This window comes from Pseudomonas sp. Irchel 3A5 (assembly GCF_900187575.1).
GTDB classification, from domain to species: Bacteria; Pseudomonadota; Gammaproteobacteria; order Pseudomonadales; family Pseudomonadaceae; genus Aquipseudomonas; species Aquipseudomonas folii.
Genome location: NZ_FYDU01000025.1, coordinates 1 through 20,312, shown reverse-complemented (window position 1 = coordinate 20,312; position 20,312 = coordinate 1). Strand labels below are relative to the sequence as shown.

Here is a 20,312-nt window from a genome sequence, read left to right as displayed (position 1 = left end):
GTTCTTATCGCGGGCAAGCACCGCTCCCACATGGAACCGAGCTTGCCGTGAGACAGCGCAGCGGCGAAGACGAAGCAGTCGCCGCTACAGAAGAAACATCTGCCCGCCTGAACAGACTTACTCCTTACTCAAATCCACCAACGGCTCCTGACGCACCTCAGTCGCACGCCCCGCCTGAATATCCTTGACCTTGCCCAGCGCGGTATCGACTGCAGCCTTATCCGCCAACAAGCTGTAGCTGATCTGGAACTGACGCTGCTCTTTTGGAGCAATGGTCGGCACCAGATTCAGCGGGCGTTGGTAGCGGCGGTTGTAGGAGAAGCTGGTGCCCGGCTCCAGACCGGTCACGTAACCCTGACCTTGGGTGTCGGTGTTTTTCCACAGTGAGAACACCGGCAACTGCTGGGTATTGAAGCCCAGTGACACGCCCAGGCTACCGCCCTTGTTATGCAGGACAGCAAGGGTCTCGCCCTTGGCATCGCCATAAGGCACCACGTTGTAAACGGTTTCGTCGTAGTCAGGGGTTGGGGCACGGTAGGTTTGCCAGTCGGCAAGGTCACCCTTGGCCTTCTCGTTGAACGGCGACACTTGTTTCACCGGCGCCTCGAAACGAGCGCCCTGCTCCAGGAACGGCGTGCTGAAGTTGCTGTGATACAGCGCCTGATATTCCTTCGGGTAGTCACCGTTGTTGGTCAACGTGTCGTTGAGGGTGAAGCGCGTGCTACCGGCATCAGTCACCAGCTCGGTCTGCACCGAGAAGTCGACCTTCTTGAACGCCTGTTCTTTCAATTCGCCTTTGAGACGGATGGCAAACGGCGGCTTCTCATCGATGTGCAACGTCACTTTACTGGCCGGAATGTTGGCCGCGCGGCCGTGAAGGGTCAGCAGTTCGCCGTTATCCACGCCCGGATGCCCGACCCATTCATACCCGCAGCGAGTCACCAGCTCGTTGAACCCTTCCAGCCAGCCCAGGCCGCCACGGCCATTGAGTTCGATAAAGGCCGGATTGACGATGTCTTTTACTGGCGAATCCCAGCCCATGCGCACGTCACCCACAGACGCTTGCAGCACGTTCATGCCACGAGTGGGCACCACCGAAAGCTTCATTGTGCCGTTGTCGATATCAATCACGCTGACACCTTCCTGCCGTCCGCCATGCAGGGTGCGCATTGTGATGGAAAACGGTTTGTCGGTTTTGACCCCGAGTTGGGCGCTGGTGATTTGCTGATTCCGGGCGGGCTTGTCGGTGTCGAGCAGCACGTAGTCCCACGCGGCAGCCTGTGTAGCGACGGCAATTGCGCTGAGGCCGAAAAGCCAGGCAAGAGGTTTCATTGGGGTAGTCCTTATTGGAATTATTGGATTCGCTGCAGCATCAGGCTGAATCGGATTAATCGATTCAGCTAACAACCGAGTCTAGTCAAAATGCCGGAAAACAGGAAATGCAATTCAGACGAAGTCACCGCGGAACAACGCGCCAAAGAAAAAAGCCCGATGACCACCCTATCCGGGGGTCTATCGGGCCATGCACCCAGGAGCGGGAGGTGCCAAGGGGAGTCGGTTCAAAAAAGCGTGCAGCGATACTTCAGATCAGGCCACCTGAGCCAGTCTGGCGATGGCCTGATTCATGCCCTTCTCAACGAAGTCACCGCCCATGTTCAAACCTTCAGCGTGGATGAAGGTCACGTCGTGGATGCCGATGAATGCCAGTACCTGACGCAAATACGGTTCCTGATGATCCAGGCTGCTACCGGCATAGATACCGCCGCGAGCCGTGAGGACAATGGCGCGTTTGCCGACCAGCAGCCCCTGAGGACCGGTTTCGCCGTATTTGAAGGTCACACCGGCACGCAGCACATGATCCAGCCAGGCTTTGAGGGTGCTGGGGATTGCGAAGTTGTACATCGGTGCGGCGAGTACCAGGACGTCAGCTGCGACTAGCTCGTCGGTCAGCACGTCAGAGCGCTTCAGTGCTGCCTGCTCGGGCGCCGAGCGCTGATCGGCGGGCTTCATCCAGCCACCCAGCAATGTCGAATCCAGGTGCGGCACCGGATCTGCGGCCAGATCACGAACCGTCACTTGATCAGCCGGATGCGCGGTTTGCCACTGACCGATGAACTGTTGAGTCAGTTGGCGGGAAACCGAGTCTTGCTGACGGGCGCTGCTTTCGATGATGAGTACGCGGGACATGATGTATGGCTCCAACGAAGAAGATGTGTTCGATGGAGTGAAGAGTAAACATGGCCATATCGATTAAAAAGCGTAAAAACCTGCTACAAAACATCTAATAATTTGTTTTGTCCTAAAGCTCGTTTACTCTGGGATCACGCTGTCATGCAGCACATATTGGAACTGCGGGTTTCGATGTGGAACTGCAACTTTTTCTCAGGCGCCAAATCCCTGTGGGAGCCGAGCTTGCTCGCGATAAGGCTGGACGCGATCCAAAGTAAACTGCGTCCAGCCTTATCGCGGGCAAGCACCGCTCCCACAGGGGATGCATTCCAATTCAAAAAATCGGGTGTTGGCGGTTACTCGGCTTTGCAGGTAAGACTGATGCGCAGCTTGATGATGCTGCGGTTGAACTTGGCGGTCACGTCGGTGCTTTTTTTCGCGGCGACGGTGATACGGCGGGTACGCGGGGCTTCGGGGCCGTTGCGAAATACCACGTTGCACCTGGCGTCGACGTCGCCGTAGTTGTTCACGGTGATGGACCCGGTGTCGTGAAAAGTATCGTGGGCGGTGTAGTCGACCTGAACGCCCTCGTAGCTTTTTTCTACCTCGATGGGGTAGGCCCAAACCGTCAATGGCAACAGCGCCAGCAACACACAACAGATTCTGTTCATCGGCAGTCTCCAGAAGGGATTGCAGATTAGGATAAAGCGCAGCAAAAGAGGAGCATCACATGAAAGCCCCCCGCGTCACTCTCGATCAATGGCGAACCTTGCAGGCCGTGGTCGATCATGGCGGCTTCGCCCAGGCAGCCGATGTGCTGCACCGTTCGCAATCGTCCGTTAGCTACACGGTTGCGCGCATGCAAGAGCAGCTTGGGGTGCCGCTGTTACGCATCGACGGGCGCAAGGCCGTGCTGACCGAAGCGGGCGGCGTCCTGTTACGCCGCTCCCGACAGTTGGTCAAACAAGCCAGCCAACTCGAAGACCTTGCCCATCACATGGAGCAAGGCTGGGAAGCCGAAGTGCGACTGGTGGTGGATGCCGCGTATCCCAACGCGCGATTGGTCCGCGCACTGACCGCATTCATGCCGCAAAGCCGTGGCTGCCGAGTCAGGCTGCGGGAAGAGGTGCTGTCAGGGGTAGAAGAAGTATTGCTCGAAGGCGTAGCCGATCTGGCGATCAGCGGTTTCAGTATTCCCGGTTATCTGGGCAATGAAATGAGCAGCGTGGAATTCGTCGCCGTTGCCCACCCGGAACACCCGCTGCATCAACTGCACCGCGAGCTGAATTTTCAGGATCTGGAAAGTCAGCTGCAAGTAGTGATCCGCGATTCCGGCCGTCAGCAACCCCGAGACGTCGGCTGGCTGGGCGCTGAGCAGCGCTGGACGGTCGGCAGCCTGGCGACCGCTGCGACTTTTGTCAGCAGTGGTCTAGGCTTTGCCTGGTTGCCGCGTCACATGATCGAGCGCGAACTGCGTGAAGGTGTACTCAAGGCATTGCCGATGGACAAAGGTGGCAGTCGCAACCCGACCTTCTATCTTTACTCCAGCAAAGACAAACCACTGGGGCCCGCGACGCAGATTCTCATCGAATTGATTCGTACCTTTGACACCGCGCCGCTAACCGCCGCTTTCGCCGCCCCCCAACAAGCCTGACAAGGACCTGTCCATGGCCCATTTCGAACATGATGGCTGCTCACTGCATTACGAAGAATATGGCCAGGGCACACCCCTGCTGTTGCTGCATGGGCTGGGCTCGAGCTGCCGGGACTGGGAATATCAGATCCCGGCGTTTGCTGCTCGTTATCGTGTCATTGCCATGGACATGCGCGGTCACGGGCGCTCCGACAAGCCTCGGGAGCGTTACAGCATTCGTGGTTTCAGTGCCGACGTCGAAGCGCTGATCGAGCATCTCAATCTGGGCCAGGTGCATGTACTCGGGCTGTCCATGGGCGGGATGATCGGCTTCCAGTTGGCGGTCAATCATCCTCACTTGCTGAAAAGCCTGTGCATCGTCAACAGTGCGCCCCAGGTCAAAGTGCGCAGCGCCAACGACGTCTGGCAGTACGCCAAGCGCTGGGTGCTGGCGCGGCTGCTGGGCATGCGCACCCTGGGTAACGCGGTCAGCCACAACCTGTTCCCCAAACCCGAGCATGCGCATTTACGCCGCCTCATGGCCGAACGCTTTGCGAACAACGACAAACGCGCTTATCTGGCCAGCTTTGATGCAATCGTCGGTTGGGGCGTCGAGCACAAGCTGTCGCGCATTACCTGCCCTACACTGGTGATCAGTGCCGATCGGGATTACACACCGGTCGCGCTTAAAGAGGCATACGTAGGGCTGATCCCGAACGCGCGACTGGTGGTCATCAAAGACTCGCGTCACGCCACACCGCTTGAGCACCCGGAGCAGTTCAACCGTATCGCCCTGGAATTCATCGATTCCGCACCCGCCTGACGTGAACGCCTAAAGCGCTTTCACGCTGGGCAAAAAAAGCCAAACGTGATTACCTTGCAGCCTGCATCGCTTCATGTGTCTGCATTATCGATCGCAGTCGAAACCATCAATCAGGATCAACTGACCCATGCTGAAAAAAATCGTCATCGCCGCCTGCTCCGTGCTGTTCGCCGCTAACCTCATGGCTGCAACACCTGCCAAGCCGACCCGCGTCGTGCTCGACACCAGCTTCGGCGCGATTGAAATCCAGCTCGAAGACCAGAAGGCTCCGATCAGCACCGCGAACTTCCTGGGCTACGTCGACAGCAACTTCTACAACAACACGATTTTCCACCGTGTGATCCCGGGCTTCATGGCCCAGGGCGGTGGTTTCACTGCGCAAATGCAGCAGAAGCCGACCAAAGACCCGATCAAGAACGAAGCCAACAACGGCCTGCATAACGTGCGTGGCACCGTTGCCATGGCGCGCACCTCGCAGGTCAATTCGGCCACCAGCCAGTTCTTCATCAACACTGCCGACAACGCCATGCTCGACAACGGCGTGCGCGATTTCGGTTACGCCGTGTTCGGCAAAGTGGTCAAGGGTATGGACGTCGTCGACCAGATCGTCAACGCCCAGTCCGGCAACAAGCAAGGCATGCAGAACGTCCCTCTCGACCCGATCTATATCAAGTCTGCCAAGCGCGTCGAATAAACTCAGACGCACCGCATGAAATCAGTTTAAGCATTCCTGATTTCGTGCGGTCCGATCAAGGGAATATCCGCTCAGTAAGGAGAGCCCGCCTAACTCGTGGGCATCATTGCCAATGTTCTATCGTCGTTTCGAAAAACTGATCGATATCTTCCGTGACGCCCCCACCGATGCCCCGCCCAATACCGTTCTAGCCTTTTACATCTACTACCTGCGCCAGGTCTGGCCAAGCTTTGCAGCCTTGCTGGTAGTCGGCTTGATTGGCGCATTGATCGAAGTCGCGATGTTCAGTTACCTGAGCCGAATCATCGATCTGGCCCAGGGCACGCCCGACAAAGACTTTTTCAGCATCCACGCCAATGAGCTCATCTGGATGGCCGTGGTTGCCCTGCTGTTACGACCGATTTTCGTCGGTCTGCACGACCTGCTCGTGCATCAGACCATCAGCCCCGGCATGACCAGCATGATTCGCTGGCAGAACCACAGCTACGTGCTCAAGCAGAGCGTTCGTTTCTTCCAGAACGACTTCGCCGGGCGCATCGCTCAACGCATCATGCAAACCGGCAACTCATTGCGCGACTCTGCCGTTCAGGCCGTGGATGCCCTCTGGCACGTGTTGATCTACGCCATCAGCGCCCTGGTGTTGTTCGCCGAAGCAGACTGGCGCCTGATGATCCCGCTGCTGGCGTGGATTGCTGCCTATATCGCCGCGCTCTGCTACTTCGTCCCCCGCGTGAAAGAACGCTCGGTGGTGTCCTCCGATGCACGCTCCAAACTCATGGGGCGTATCGTTGACGGCTACACCAACATCACCACCCTTAAGCTGTTCGCTCATACCAATTACGAACAACAGTACGCCCGGGAAGCGATCGTCGAGCAGACCGAAAAAACCCAACTGGCCGGTCGCGTGGTGACCGCCATGGATACGGTGATTACCAGCATGAACGGGGTGCTGATCGTTACCACCACCGGCCTGGCGCTGTGGCTGTGGACCCAGTCCCTGATCTCGGTCGGCGCCATTGCACTGGCTACCGGTCTGGCGATTCGTATCGTCAATATGTCCGGCTGGATCATGTGGGTGGTCAACGGCATCTTCGAAAATATCGGTATGGTCCAGGACGGTCTGGCGAGTATTTCCCAACCGGTCAGCGTCACCGATCGCAAGCCTGCACCGCGCCTGAACGTGGAAAAGGGCGGCGTGAAGTTCGACGGTGTGGATTTCCACTATGGCAACGGTAACGGGATCATCCATGGCCTGAACCTGGACATCAAACCCGGCGAGAAGATTGGCCTGATCGGGCCGTCGGGTGCAGGCAAGTCAACGCTGGTCAACCTGCTGTTGCGCATGTACGACGTACAGGGCGGACAGATCCTGATCGACGGTCAGGACATTTCCCATGTGTCTCAGGAGAGCCTGCGCGAACAGATCGGCATGATCACTCAAGACACCTCGCTGCTGCATCGCTCGATTCGCGACAACTTGTTGTACGGCAAACCGGAGGCGACTGACGAGCAACTCTGGGAAGCGGTACGCAAGGCTCGGGCGGATGAGTTCATCCCGCTGCTGACGGACTCCGAAGGCCGCGAGGGCTTTGATGCTCAGGTGGGGGAACGTGGTGTGAAGCTGTCAGGTGGTCAACGCCAACGTATCGCTATCGCCCGGGTGCTGCTCAAGGACGCGCCGATTCTGATCATGGACGAGGCCACTTCGGCACTGGACTCGGAAGTCGAAGCAGCCATTCAGGAAAGTCTGGAAACCCTGATGCAGGGCAAGACCGTGATCGCCATCGCCCACCGCCTGTCGACCATTGCCCGAATGGACCGGCTGGTCGTGCTGGAAAACGGCCGCATTGCTGAAAGCGGCACCCATGCTGAACTGCTGGCCCACGGTGGGTTGTATGCACGGCTGTGGCAACATCAGACGGGTGGGTTTGTGGGAATTGATTGAGGCTGCCCCGGTGCCCATGGCACCGCGCTGTCTCGCGGCAAACATCGACCTGTAGGCGCTGCCGAAGGCTGCGATCGCGGTGCGTCAGGATGAATGCTTCGCAGCCTTCGGCAGCGCCTGCAGAAAATGCATTTCAATCCAGTAGGTTGCATTTTGTTTGATGAGAGCCGAGTTTGGTCTGCGCAATTTCAGGTATTGGCGCAATGACGTGGGACCGGCTTTAGCCGAGAGGAGGCACTGACAATCACTGAAATGTGTCGTCAGAAACATCGCTTTCCCGGCTAAAGCCGGTCCCACGTCATTTGCGGACAACACACGCTCGGCTTGCACAGGTCTGGCCTATCAAACCTGCCGATACGGCAGCGCCCCTTTGGCATCTTCGGCATAGGCCAGGATGCCAACCCTTTCCTGATCAAGAAAATCACTCACCGCGTCCTTCAGCCCTTCATGGGTCAAGTAGTGCCATGAGCGAGTGATCACCGGTTCGAAGCCGCGAATCAATTTGTGCTCACCTTGTGCTCCGGCATCGAAGCGTTTCAGCCCGTGAGCAATGGCGTAGTCCATGCCCTGATAGAAGCACGTCTCGAAGTGCAGGCGGTCGAACTCCGCCAGACATCCCCAATAGCGCCCGTAAAAACTGTCACCGCCCAACAAGCTGAACGCCATGGCCACCGGCCGTGAGCCCTGTCGCGCCAACACCACCCGAATGGCCTCAGGCATGCGCTGCGCCAACAGGCTGAAAAACTCACGCGTCAGATACGGCGATTGCCCGCGCACCTCGTAGGTATTGGAATAGCAGGCGTAAACAAAATCCCACAGCAGCTCGCTTAACTGATGGCCTTCGAGCCAGTCAAACTCGATGCCCTGCCCCGCCACCTGCTCACGTTCCTTGCGCATCTGCTTGCGCTTGCGCGAACTCAGCACGTCGAGGAAATCCTGAAAATCCCGGTAGCCACGGTTCTGCCAATGAAACTGGCAGCCATACCGCTGCAGCCAGCCAGGCTGCTCGTCCAGAAACGCATCGGCCAAGGGATCGGTGAAATTAACGTGTGCACTGGACAGCTGCTGGTCCTGGAGATGTCCGGGCACCGCGTTGAGCAATTCAATACCGGCCTCAGGCGACGCCGACAGAATCCTTGCGCCACTCACCGGGCTGAACGGCACCGCCACCAGCAGTTTGGGGTAATACGCGATGCCCGCGCGACGACACGCATCGGCCCAACTGTGATCGAACACGTACTCACCATAGGAGTGCCACTTGCGATAAGCGGGCATTGCCGCAACCAGTTCACCGTTCTGGTAATTGAGCAGGTGTTCAGCCTGCCAGCCAGAGCGCGGCCCGAGGCTGCCGCTGTCTTCCAGCGCACTGAGAAAGGCATGGCGCACGAACGGCTGACCACCCGGAACCAGTGCGTCCCATTGGGCAGGCACGACGTTTTCAAGGGTAGATATCTGGACGGGCATACGGACTTCCCCAACTGGATCGAGCGACGCAGCAGTATCCCCCATCAGTCGACAATGTTCATCCACTGCCCACACAAAGGCTCTAGCTCGGGGCTTACAGACGTCTGACAGCTCGACATTGCCCTGGCGATCCCCATCATCCGTTCGCCAGGGCAAGGCCGGGCTGTTTTTTACTCCTGCGCCGTAGCGGGCTCAGCCAAGCGAACAACGCTTTGTACCCCTGCCTCTTCCAGGACCTGATCCGCAACAGCCTCAGACAACCTTATCGCAAGACCCTCAACAGCCTCACGGCGCTCTTGGGTGATGGTTGCCACTTCGTCCAGATACTGCTGATCAGACAGGAGTGATTCTTCACGACTATCCAGCGCGACGATTCTTTCCACAAAGGGGTCCTTCACCGACGCAAACTTCGCTGCGAAATGCTCTTGCAGATAGTCCATCCAGAAATCGCGCTCGATCAGTGACTGCATGAACGCCGACGTGCGCTCTCTGTCGAGAATTTGCCGCTGCGCTATGGCAAGTCTGGCCGGGGTCACACCTGACAGGTTACTGAAAAGCATACTGCGGGGCTGAGCCGGTAACTCCAGCGCCTTTGCCAACCCCACTCGATATCCAAGCCTGACTTCGGCCTGATCGACGGTTTCCCCCCTGAGTAATCGGGCAGCAATATCTGCTTGAGCGATCTTTTCCAGCTCATCCAGACGATCAAGGCCTCTGGCCAGTTTGAACAGTTGCACAGGCTGCCTGGCTCTGGACGTGGACGTCTTGATGTTAAAGATCAGAACCTGGATTTCCAGCTCACTAAAAATGATGCTGATGCCGTCACCACAGGTTCGCGGATGGGCCGCAAAGCTGAACAACTGCTCGCGTAACTCACTATTGGCGGACGCAGCATCAAGCAGCCCCCATACCCGCTGGATGAGCGCCTCACGGTGTCCGACAAAGTCGGCGGACAGGGCCAGATCGTTCAGAATCCGGAAAAAGTCCGAAGACTCCGGAATTGTCGCCAAATCAATCCATTGCTGGAGGCGTGTCTGCGGCACGTTGTTCTCAACGCGGACAAACCATGGCGTATCGGTCGGCAACAGCAGCGAGGCATGGCGCCGTGTGTTGTTCAAGCCCAGACGGGTTTGAGCATAGGCGCCCAATGCGTTATCGGCTCGCTCCAGCGTCACCGCACTCAGAGGATTGTCATGGAGTCGTGCACGCAGTCCCACGCGGTCCAACCTGCGCAAAACATCCAGAGACAAGGTGGATATCTGGTTTTCGCGCAGGTCCAGTTCGGTCAGTTCAGGCCAGTCCAACACATGCTCAGGCACCCAATTGATGCCGGTCGAGCGTAATAGCAGACAGCGCAACGGGTGGATCCCGGCAAAACTCACATTGGGGTCCAGAGGGCAGTAATTGAGATCCAGTAAATGCAGTTGGCGCAGGCGCTGCAGATGCCCGAGACTTTCGGCATTGAGCGTCAGGGGGTTGTGGCTCAACCATAATCGCTTGAGGCGACTCAGTCCGCCGACAGCGGCTGGCAACGTGAAGAGGCGATTGCGTTGCAAGCTCAGGTAAACCAGATTTTTGAAAAGGCCAAGGAATACGTCAACCTGAGCGTTCGTCAGGTAGGTATTTTTCAGGGTCAAAAATGCCACGTGGTCGAAGCGGGCGGAAATCCTTGGGAGTCGGCCTATCGTCAGGTCACAGAGGTCAAGACTATAGCCGAGGACTTCGCCACCCTCGCCATGCATTAACGTGCCAATCCGGGTCCAGCAACGGCGCAGACGATCCGCCGCCACGACTCTCGCCGAGTGCATCGAGGACGAAGTGGGCATTTCATCGACCCAGCTAGACAGGGTCGTTTTCAGAACCTTGTATTCGGCCGCCATTTCATCGAGGCGCTGCTTCAGGAACAGGTTCAGTTGTGCGGATGAGCCCAGGTGCTCGCGGCGTAGGTCGGCAAGGAATGCGCTGACCTGTTCGTCGGTAAACCGGGGGAACAGACTTTTCACTGCAAGTTCGGGACTGTAGCGCGATGCCGCTAATCCAAGCCGATTGAACAAGCCGCGCAAGCGACCGCTCAACGGGTACCCCACACGACCATCGGCCAGACGCAAAGGCCATTTAAAGCCTGGTTTGATCGCTTGCAGATCGAGAATGTCTGCCACTGTTTCGCGCCGGGTCACGGCCAGGTCGCCTAATAACCTGCGTAGATGCTGCTCGGTTGCAGTGGACGACAAACCGATACGACTGCGCACCGAGTCAGGCAGCGCCCTGAGTAATGCATCGAAAAACAGAGCATCAGGAGTCCCCTCACCGCCCAGGCACAGATAACCTGACGAGGTTTTGGCAATGGTCAGTTGTACCTGAGCGGTCTGATGGTTGCCCATACTGTCGAGCAACTCACCCGCAGCGCTGTCCTGGCGCAATTCAATGGCGATGCCCCCCGGCCAGCCCGGCAAATGCTCAAGCAATTGCAGGCCCACTTTGGCGGTATCCGGGTTGGCCGTAGCCTCCAGGTAAAATCCTTCGTTGGTGCGGTTTACCCGTAATTGCTGCACATACTCCCGAGCATGCTCTGCAATTTCCAGCGGCAGTCGACCTGACTCAGTCATGCGTTGCAACTGCACAGTGTTGGCAGTGCTGAGCAGTTCGTTGGCAACCACAACAGGAACCGTCTGGAAGTCCCGTTGCACCACATTCACGTGTGGGTCGCTGGAGCGGTTTGGCACGGCATAGATGTCTTCCAATAGCTGGGCCCGGTCCATTTCGGCGCACTGAGCCAGGTAACTGGCCAGTCGTTGAACCCACACAGTTGTCTGCGTCATGCGAGTGTCCAGCAAGGCCTGCAACTCATGGGGTTCCAGCCCATCGGCCACGGTGCGCAGCAAGGTGTCCAGGCCACCCGATTGCCACGTGATATCGATCACCGAGGACGCTGCCTCGTTCACTACGCCCCACCTGGCCACCTCAGCGCCTTGCGTATCAATCAAGCGCAACGCGCGCCCTGTCGGCCAACGGGGTGCACCTGCCAGTAGCTTGATCCAGGGCTCGATGTTGGGCGTGACAACCTGGTAAAGGTGGCCGCTCCGCATGGCCTGGATGCAATGGTCAATCTGCTGATCAATCAACAGACGCTGTGCGCAGTCATTGAGCAGCGCGGGCGACCGCATCCTCTCCACATGCACCTGACGCACCAACGCTTCATCAGCACCAGTTATGTTCAGCGCGTTGTGCATGCCTTCATCAGTCAAGGATTGCTCGGCAGTCCCCAGCCGCCTGAACGCCGTGATCTCATCCCAGCCCAAAGGGTTCTCAAACTCGCTGCGCCAGCAGCCACCGCCATGGTGTTCAACCACAGGGCCGTGGCGTTGGATGTCATGAGGATGCCTGACGCGCCATTGCTGCAGAGCGGCGTCCAATTCAATCCGATAGTGACGCCCCGCCAGCGTCAGCCAGGTTTTACCCAGCGCTTCAATACGGCGATGAGAATCGGCCGGCAACCCGGCAGGCAGGGCAATCTCATGGGCGAAATGTGTCAGCTCGGGTTTCCAGAGCCGAGTCTGACCGTTGCGCAACGTCACAGGTGTCAGGCTTTCGATGAATCCCGAGGGCTCAAGCTGCGGCCTGATACCCGTCGCCGCGCCCGATACCGCAACGCTCGCGAGGTTTTCAGCAATTTCGAACAGATGATCCAACGCTTCGTTGAGGTCTCCATGGCGCCACTCTTCAACAGCAAAAAAGACTTCGTGCAATAACTGCCCCGCAGCCAGGACGCTCATCACTTCACCCAGTACGGGAACGAAAAAACCCATGACATTGAGCAGGTTCAGGCCTTGCGATTCGAAATATTGCATTCGTCGCTGACGCGCATTTTGGTCTTCGTCGCGTGATGGAACGGCAACCCGCCGCGAATCGTCATACGTCTTGCTGCGCAGATGCTCATAAAGCATTTCGAAAGGGGGCTGACCGACGTCCTGGGCCTCTAACGCCAGATCAGCAGCCGGGTTGAAGCGATATTCATACAGGGGCTTGAGCAGGCTGCTGCCCTCTACCCGGCTGAGGGGCGTCAGGCGCTCATTGAGCCGGGTGAAAAAATGCTGGCTGTGACGCAGACTGACGAATCGGCGGAAGTACTGCTGGTACTCCTTGTCCAGAAGTTTGCGCCGCAGCACCACCAGCAGCGCCATCAGTGACGGATATTCCTTGAGCGGATGCTCGGGTTCGCCCGGCATGTACACCACACACGGGCCGTTCTCGACGTCAGGTATATCCAGCTCGATCAGTAACGCGCCGTACAGCGGGCTGCCTTCGAAGGTCCGGTCGCCGAGCATGTGCAACTGGCGATATCGTACTGGCTGCCCGTCCCAACGCGGCTCGCCATTGGTTTTCACCATCTGTTGGAGCATTTGCCAGGCCGCTGCACTGAGGTGTTTTTTCATTCTTGCGATGTGTGCCAATACTTCCAGTGCATCACGCTCACAGTTCATGAACGCTTCGGCAACCGCCTGTGCCGCTGCCTCCCGGGTTTGGCCTGAGCTGGGCACAGGTTTGAACACGCTATCCAGATGAGCCTGATATTTGCCCCCCAGGTCCAGGCCGTGACACAGCTCGGCGAACGGCTCCGGCTTGATAGCGAGCACGCCCCTATATTCATACCTGAAACGAGGAGCGGTCCCCTTGGTCCCCGTGCCCTCTACCAACTGCAGTTGCAGGCCATCAACCGGCAGCAGCGCCGAACCCGGCTGAAAATAACCGGGGTTGGCCTCAGACTCTTCGAAGTTGTGTAACGCCGCCTCCAGCAAGGTTTGTTTGAAGGGCGCGAGTCGTCGTAGAGGCGACACTTCTTCGTAGCGCATAGTCACCAGTTGGTGAGCGGTGACGTCCAGTTGCACGTTGAAGCGTTTGTACAGCGCCTGCTCCAGCAAAGGCCTGGCAAACTGCTCTACGGGGAGGAGCCTGGTGCGTAGTGGTTCCACGGCCCGGCGAGAAAACTGGCCCTGTAACAGACTTCGCCGCAAGGCTTCGCGCAGCTCTCGCGGCGCGTTATAAAACCAGGCTGGCAGGCGTGTCTTGAGCAATTGCTGGTTCAGATGCCCCGAGTCGAAGGGTAGAGAATCGCTGCGTGGTTCATGGGTCTGGCTTTGATTGGCAGACATATTGAGTACCTTGTATGACTGGCTAGGAAGCCATACAAGGTATTGATCGGATTCAAGCCGGTGAGATAGCCATGTATCACATCAGCTTTTTTTTGAGGTGCCAGCGGCATTGACCTGCTAACGGGCTATGACCCGCTAGCAATGTCGATTCGGCCAATACGATCAACGCTTGCGCAGAATCACGCTGCCAATCGAATAACCCGCACCAAACGAACTCAGTACGCCTAGCGCGCCGCTTGGCAGATCATCCTGATAGGTGTGAAACGCGATCACCGAACCCGCCGAGCTGGTGTTTGCATAAGTGTCGAGGATCACCGGTGCTTCTTCGACCGAGGCATCGCGGCCCAGGAGTTTTTTGACGATCAAATGGTTCATGCTGAGGTTGGCCTGATGCAGCCAGAAGCGCTGCACATCGCTGACGTTCAGGCTGTTTTCCTGCAAGTGTGCGCCCACCAGTTCGGCGACCATCGGGCAGACTTCACGAAACACCTTGCGGCCTTCCTGTACGAACAGTTTGTCGGGCGCGCCCTCGCCCTCTTCTGCCGTACGGTTGAGGAAGCCGAAGTTGTTGCGAATATTGTTGGAAAAGCTGGTCAGCAACTTGGTCCCGAGAATATCGAACTGATGCGCCGACGTGGCCAGATCGGCACGCTCAACCAGCACAGCGGTGGCGGCGTCACCGAAGATGAAGTGGCTGTCGCGATCACGGAAATTGAGGTGCGCCGTGCAGATTTCCGGGCTGATCACCAATACGGAGCGAGCCTGCCCCAGTTGCACGCTGTTGCTTGCCGCCTGAATACCGAAGGTTGCCGACGAGCAGGCGACGTTCATGTCAAAGCCGAAACCCTGAACGCCCAATGCTGCCTGAATTTCGATGGAAATCGCCGGGTAAGCACGCTGCAGGTTCGAGCAGGCAACAATGACACCGTCGACATCGGCAGCGGTTTTGCCCGCACGTTGCAAGGCTTGTTCAGCGGCAGCAACACCCATCTGGCAGAGGATCGACCATTCATCGTTGGACCGCTCGGGCAAGCGCGGCTTCATGCGGTGCGGGTCGAGGATGCCGTCCTTGTCCATGACAAAGCGGCTTTTGATACCCGAGGCCTTTTCGATGAAGGCGGCGCTGGATTCCGTCAGCGCCTCCACTTCGCCACGCTCGATGGCGGCAGCGTTTTCGCTGTTGAAGTGAGCAACCCAGGTATTGAAAGACTGCACCAGCTCTTCGTTGGAAATGCTGTTGGCCGGGGTGTACAGGCCTGTGCCGCTGATGACGACGTTGTGCACGGTCGTTCCTCTCTTATTGATCAATGCAGGTAACGACCTGCTCGGGCATGGCGGCGGCCCACTTTTTTTGTGGACCGACGTACCAATGCAAAACGGTAAAACACCCTTGGTGCGGACAAGCTTTGGCAACGCTCAGGGGTTCAAGAGCCGAAGTGTGCCATATCGGCCCCTATATTGGGGAGTTTGAACAGAAGACCTGTAGGAGCTCACGAGCACCGCGAGGCAGCGATCGCGATTTGCCTGACACACCGTCATCGCTGCCTCGCGTTGCTCGTGAGCTCCTACAGACATCCGTTTGAACGGCCTACCCCTCCACCTGCGACCACTGCTTGCTCAGGCGTTTGTCGGACACCGGCATTCTGGTCCCCAGTTGCTGGGCGAACAGCGATACGCGGTATTCCTCCAGCCACCAGCGATAGGCGGTCAACTCCGGGTCGCGCTTGCCTTCCTGGGCGTGTTTGCTGGCGCGGGCCTGGTATTGGGCCCAAAGCCCGGCGAGCTCGATGCTCCAGACCCGGTCTTTCTGAACCTGACCCGGAAGTTTCTCCAAACGCATTTCGATGGCTTTCAAATAGCGCGGCAGCTCTTTGAGCCACTGCGCCGGGGTTTCGCGAACGAAGCCCGGATAGACCAACTGCCCCAGCTGGGACTTGATGTCATTGAGCGCGACCGCCTCGGCCAAATTGATCTTGCCCTTGAAACGCTTTTGCAGACCGTGCCAGAGCTTGAGAATATCCAGAGTCAGCTTCGCCAGACGTTCGGCGTGTTCTGTCCATGCGCCGCGCTTGCGTTCGGCCAATGCCAGCAGCCCGGCACCGTCACGGGGCAAATTGTCCTCGCCTTCCAGCACGCAGCTGTCAAGGCTGGCCAGCAGAATGTCTTCGACCAGCGCGTCGATGCGTCCCAACTCGCGATACAGCAATGCCAGTTCGGTCTGCCCCGGCAGCTTACTGCGCAGGAACTTGGCCGGTTCTGCCAGTTGCTGCAGCAGGAGACGCTGCAAGGCACGGCGATGCTGATATTCGGCTTCGGCGGACGTCGAGAAGCGCCCTTCCTTGACCGTGCCCGACTCTTCCACCAGCGCCGGGTAAACCGTCATGGAAAGCCCGGCAATATTCTGCTGGGTTTTTTCCGCCACCGGCGCGAAGACTTTCGCTTCCACCGGCTGTTGGCTTTTCGCTGACTGCGGCACTGCCAAAGCAGCCTGACTGGCCTCGGCGAAGCGTGCAGTCAATTCGTCCAGCTCACGGCCTTCGCCGAGGAATTTGCCATTGCCGTCGACAATTTCCAGATTCATTTTCAGGTGACTTTCGAGCTGCTGCGCGGCTTCAGCCCAAGCCTCGTCACTGACTCGCGCACCGGTCATACGCAGCAATTCGCGGCCCAGCGCCTGAGGCAAAGAACCTTCGCCAAAGGTAATGCGCTGCAACGCGGCCTTGATAAAGTCCGGCACCGGCACGAAGTTCTTGCGAATCGCCTTGGGCAGGTTGCGGACCAGCGCGATGCACTTGGTTTCCAGCAAACCCGGCACTAACCATTCCAGGCGCTCGGCGGGCAACGACAGCAACAACGGCGCAGGCACACGCACGGTCACACCATCACGAGGATGATTGGGCTCGAAGTGATAGGTCAGCGGCAGGGTCAGATCGCCCAGTTTGAGGGTATCCGGGTAGTACGCCGCGGTGACTTCATTGGCCTCGCGGGCCAACACGTCCTCTTCACGCATGATCAACAATTGCGGGTTCTTCTGACTTTCCGTCTTGTACCAGTGATCGAAGGTCGCGGCTTGATGAATCTCGGCAGGAATTCGTGCTTCGTAGAAGCCGTAAAGCGTGTCTTCGTCGGCCAGAATGTCACGGCGGCGCGCTTTGGCTTCCAGCTCGTCGAGGGTTTCCAGCAACCGGGTATTGGCGCTCAGGCACTTGGCGCGAGAGTTGATCTCGCCACGCACCAGCCCTTCGCGGATGAACAGCTCGCGGGACACCACTGGATCAATCGGTCCGTAGTGCACCGGCCGACGACCGACCACAATCAGGCCAAACAAGGTGATCTGTTCAAATGCCACGACCTGGCCGCGCTTCTTTTCCCAATGCGGCTCGAAGTGGTTCTTCTTGATCAAATGCCCGGCCAGCGGCTCGATCCAGTCGGAATCAATCTTGGCGACCATCCGCGCATAGAGCTTGGTGGTTTCCACCAGTTCAGCGGTCATCAACCATTGCGGACGCTTCTTGCCCAGCCCGGACGACGGGTGAATCCAGAAGCGCCGTTGCCGTGCGCCAAGGTAATCGCCTTCGTCGGCTTTCTGCCCGATCTGACTGAGCAAGCCGGAGAGAATCGCCTTGTGGAATTTCGGGTAGTCGGCGGGCTCTTTGTTGACCGTCAGTTGCAGGTCGCGACAGATCAGACCCAATTGCCGATGGGCGTCGCGCCATTCACGCAGACGCAGGTAATTGAGGAAGTTGCGACGGCACCAGTTGCGCAGCGGGCTGGCGGTCAAGGCCTGGCGCTGCTCTTCAAAACCACGCCACAGATTGACCAGCCCGGCGAAGTCCGAGTCGGCGTCTTTCCATTGGGCGTGAGCCTGATCCGCCGCTTGCTGACGCTCTGGCGGACGTTCGCGCACGTCCTGCACGGACATGGCGCTGGCAACGATCAACACTTCCTGCAAACTGCCCTGCTTTGCTGCTTCCAGCAACATGCGCCCCATGCGCGGGTCCACCGGCAAGCGCGCCAACTGGCGGCCCAGCGGCGTCAGTTGATTTTCGCGATTAACCGCCGACAGCTCCTGCAACAGATTGAAGCCGTCGCTGATGGCTTTGCCGTCTGGTGGCTCAATGAATGGGAAGTCAGTGATCTCGCCCAGGCGCAGATGCAGCATCTGCAGGATTACCGCGGCGAGGTTGGTGCGCAGGATTTCCGGATCGGTAAATTCCGGTCGCCCGTTGAAATCTTCTTCGCTGTACAGCCGCACGCAGAGGCCCGGCTCGACCCGGCCGCAACGACCTTTACGCTGGTTGGCGCTGGCCTGGGAAACGGCCTCGATGGGCAAACGCTGAACCTTGGCGCGATAGCTGTAACGGCTGATGCGCGCGGTCCCGGTGTCGATCACGTAACGGATGCCCGGTACGGTCAGCGAAGTTTCCGCGACGTTGGTCGCCAGTACAACACGCCGTCCTGGATGTGACTGGAATATGCGCTGCTGCTCGGCAGGCGACAGGCGCGCATACAGCGGCAGAATCTCGGTGTGTTTGAGCTGCGCCTTGCGCAGCATTTCTGCAGCGTCACGGATTTCACGCTCGCCGGGCAGGAACACCAGCACATCGCCGGGGCTCTTGCGTTCGCTGCGTTCGAAAGCGGCCAGCTCGTCCAGCGTCGCCAGAATCGCCTGATCAACCGTCAGGTCATCTTCAACGCTGTTGCCCTCTTCGTCCTGCTGGGAGGTCAACGGGCGATACCAGGTTTCCACCGGGAACGTCCGACCGGAAACTTCGACGATAGGCGCGTCGTTGAAGTGCTCGGAAAACCGCTGCAAGTCGATGGTCGCCGACGTGATGATGACTTTCAGGTCCGGGCGACGGGGCAGCAAGGTTTTCAGGTAACCGAGCAGGAAGTCGATGTTGAGGCTGCGTTCGTGAGCTTCGTCGACGATGATCGTGTCGTAGCGCTCAAGAAAGCGGTCATGCTGGGTTTCGGCCAGCAGAATACCGTCGGTCATCAGCTTGATCAGGGTGCTGCTGTCGCTCTGGTCTTCGAACCGCACCTGGTAACCGACCAGCGCGCCCAATGGCGTTCCCAGCTCTTCCGCGACGCGACTGCCGACACTGCGCGCCGCGATTCGACGTGGCTGGGTGTGGCCAATCAGACCGTGTTGCCCACGACCGATTTCCAGACAGATCTTTGGCAACTGAGTGGTTTTACCCGACCCGGTCTCACCGGCAATGATCAGCACCTGATGCTTCAGCAGTGCGTCTTTGATTTCGTCACGCTTGGCGGCAATCGGCAGGCTGTCGTCGTAACGAATCACCGGCACGCTTTCACGCCGCGCCGTCACCTGAGCACACGACGCCTGCACCTTCGCCACCCACTGCGCCAGCTTCGCCTCATCGGGCTTCTTGCGCAGCTCATGCAACTGGCGGCGCAAGCGATGACGATCGCTGATCATCGCGTGGTCGAGGTTCTTCAGGAGTTGGTCAATCGAGGGCGTTTGATCGGTCATCAGGTGCGCAGGGTCTTTTTGAAAGGTGCAAAGGCGGGGATTGTCGCAGATCAAGGTTACTTGTGACGACCGTCTCTATCGAATGAAGGAATTTATCAGAGGCAAGGAATCATTAACCCTGTTGCACAAAGACCGGATAAAGACCAAAATATCGACCAAACTGGAGTACCAAATCATGCAAAATATTTTGGCGGATATTGCGGTCAGCGTATCCGAACTGAAGAAAAATCCTTCCGCCGTACTGAGCGGTGCCCACGGATTGCCTGTCGCGGTCCTTAACCACAACAAGGTGATGGGGTATATGGTTCCGGCAGAAATATTCGAGGCGATGATGGAGCGTCTTGATGACCTTGACCTAGCCGACCTTATTAAGTCGCGCCGACATGAGAAGCCCATGCCGGTGGACATTGATGACCTTTAAGCTTGAGTTTCTGCCATCAGCATTGAAAGAGTGGGAAAAGCTGGGCCATACAATTCGTGACCAGTTGAAGAAGAAGCTTCGAGAGCGACTCGGCCTGCCAAGAATCTCGGCAGACGCTCTGCATGGCATGCCGGACCACTACAAGATCAAGCTGCGCAGCGCAGGTTATCGACTGGTGTATCGGGTCGAAGATAATCGGGTGGTTGTTACTGTTGTGGCGGTTGGGAAGCGAGAGCGTAGTGAGGCCTATGCGGCAGCTAAAAATAGATAGACGCCATATCGCGGCCGCAATGGAGAAATGCAACTCCCTGTAGGAGGACTCTGTAGGTCAGAAGCACCGCGTTATCGTTCTTCGCGGGCAAGCCTCGCTCCAACAGCAACCCTTATTGTGGCTCAATATTTATGGACCATGATGTAGGAGTATCAACCTAAGGAAGCATCATGGGATTTCGGGTCGTTACAGCCGAAGAAAAAGCCGAGGCTATTCGCCTGGTCGTTGAATTGAATTACTCA

At 58.0% G+C, this 20,312-nt stretch carries 13 protein-coding genes; 6 read left to right on the top strand and 7 right to left on the bottom strand.

What is annotated here, in order from left to right:
- Nucleotides 1–117: 117 nt before the first annotated feature.
- From CKW31_RS28315 to CKW31_RS28305, 3 genes are all read right to left on the bottom strand, one after another.
- Complete coding sequence (locus tag CKW31_RS28315; protein WP_095102281.1) at nt 118–1,332, bottom strand: aldose 1-epimerase family protein; 1,215 nt, start codon at nt 1,330–1,332, stop codon at nt 118–120.
- A 255-nt stretch (nt 1,333–1,587) separates the two neighbouring features.
- Complete coding sequence (locus CKW31_RS28310; RefSeq protein ID WP_095102279.1) at nt 1,588–2,187, bottom strand: FMN-dependent NADH-azoreductase; 600 nt, start codon at nt 2,185–2,187, stop codon at nt 1,588–1,590.
- A 338-nt stretch (nt 2,188–2,525) separates the two neighbouring features.
- Nucleotides 2,526–2,840 (bottom strand): 3-phosphoglycerate kinase, encoded by a 315-nt coding sequence (locus tag CKW31_RS28305; RefSeq protein ID WP_095102277.1) that lies wholly within the window; start codon nt 2,838–2,840, stop codon nt 2,526–2,528.
- Nucleotides 2,841–2,899: 59 nt separating this feature from the next.
- Between CKW31_RS28305 and CKW31_RS28300 the strand changes: the two genes are divergently transcribed.
- From CKW31_RS28300 to CKW31_RS28285, 4 genes are all read left to right on the top strand, one after another.
- Nucleotides 2,900–3,823, top strand: coding sequence for a LysR family transcriptional regulator (locus tag CKW31_RS28300; RefSeq protein ID WP_095102275.1), 924 nt, complete (start codon nt 2,900–2,902; stop codon nt 3,821–3,823).
- Between the two features lie 13 nt (nt 3,824–3,836).
- Nucleotides 3,837–4,625: an alpha/beta fold hydrolase gene (locus CKW31_RS28295; protein ID WP_095102273.1), complete on the top strand. Its 789-nt coding sequence runs from the start codon at nt 3,837–3,839 to the stop codon at nt 4,623–4,625.
- Between the two features lie 127 nt (nt 4,626–4,752).
- Nucleotides 4,753–5,319, top strand: coding sequence for a peptidylprolyl isomerase (locus CKW31_RS28290; protein WP_027902946.1), 567 nt, complete (start codon nt 4,753–4,755; stop codon nt 5,317–5,319).
- A 112-nt stretch (nt 5,320–5,431) separates the two neighbouring features.
- On the top strand, nt 5,432–7,264 hold the full coding sequence (locus CKW31_RS28285; RefSeq protein ID WP_095102271.1) for an ABC transporter ATP-binding protein: 1,833 nt from the start codon (nt 5,432–5,434) through the stop codon (nt 7,262–7,264).
- Between the two features lie 342 nt (nt 7,265–7,606).
- Here CKW31_RS28285 and CKW31_RS28280 read toward each other — a convergent pair whose 3' ends face one another.
- The 4 genes from CKW31_RS28280 to hrpA all read right to left on the bottom strand — a co-directional run bounded on the left by CKW31_RS28280 (nt 7,607) and on the right by hrpA (nt 19,378).
- Nucleotides 7,607–8,728 carry a GNAT family N-acetyltransferase gene (locus CKW31_RS28280; protein WP_095102269.1) on the bottom strand — a complete coding sequence of 374 codons (1,122 nt, stop codon included), beginning with the start codon at nt 8,726–8,728 and terminating at the stop codon, nt 7,607–7,609.
- A gap of 170 nt (nt 8,729–8,898) precedes the next feature.
- A complete protein-coding gene (locus tag CKW31_RS28275; RefSeq protein ID WP_095102267.1) occupies nt 8,899–13,878 on the bottom strand; it encodes an NEL-type E3 ubiquitin ligase domain-containing protein in 4,980 nt (1,659 codons plus the stop codon).
- 162 nt (nt 13,879–14,040) lie between these two features.
- Nucleotides 14,041–15,162: a beta-ketoacyl-ACP synthase III gene (locus CKW31_RS28270; RefSeq protein WP_095102265.1), complete on the bottom strand. Its 1,122-nt coding sequence runs from the start codon at nt 15,160–15,162 to the stop codon at nt 14,041–14,043.
- A gap of 304 nt (nt 15,163–15,466) precedes the next feature.
- The gene (gene hrpA / locus CKW31_RS28265; protein WP_095102263.1) at nt 15,467–19,378 is read right to left on the bottom strand and encodes an ATP-dependent RNA helicase HrpA; all 3,912 of its coding nucleotides are present in this window, start codon (nt 19,376–19,378) and stop codon (nt 15,467–15,469) included.
- A 175-nt stretch (nt 19,379–19,553) separates the two neighbouring features.
- Between hrpA and CKW31_RS28260 the strand changes: the two genes are divergently transcribed.
- Together CKW31_RS28260 and CKW31_RS28255 are read left to right on the top strand one after the other, a co-directional pair.
- Nucleotides 19,554–19,799 carry a type II toxin-antitoxin system Phd/YefM family antitoxin gene (locus tag CKW31_RS28260; protein WP_095102339.1) on the top strand — a complete coding sequence of 82 codons (246 nt, stop codon included), beginning with the start codon at nt 19,554–19,556 and terminating at the stop codon, nt 19,797–19,799.
- On the top strand, nt 19,789–20,070 hold the full coding sequence (locus CKW31_RS28255; protein ID WP_095102261.1) for a type II toxin-antitoxin system RelE/ParE family toxin: 282 nt from the start codon (nt 19,789–19,791) through the stop codon (nt 20,068–20,070). Before CKW31_RS28260 ends, CKW31_RS28255 begins: the two co-directional genes overlap by 11 nt.
- Nucleotides 20,071–20,312 lie beyond the last annotated feature (242 nt).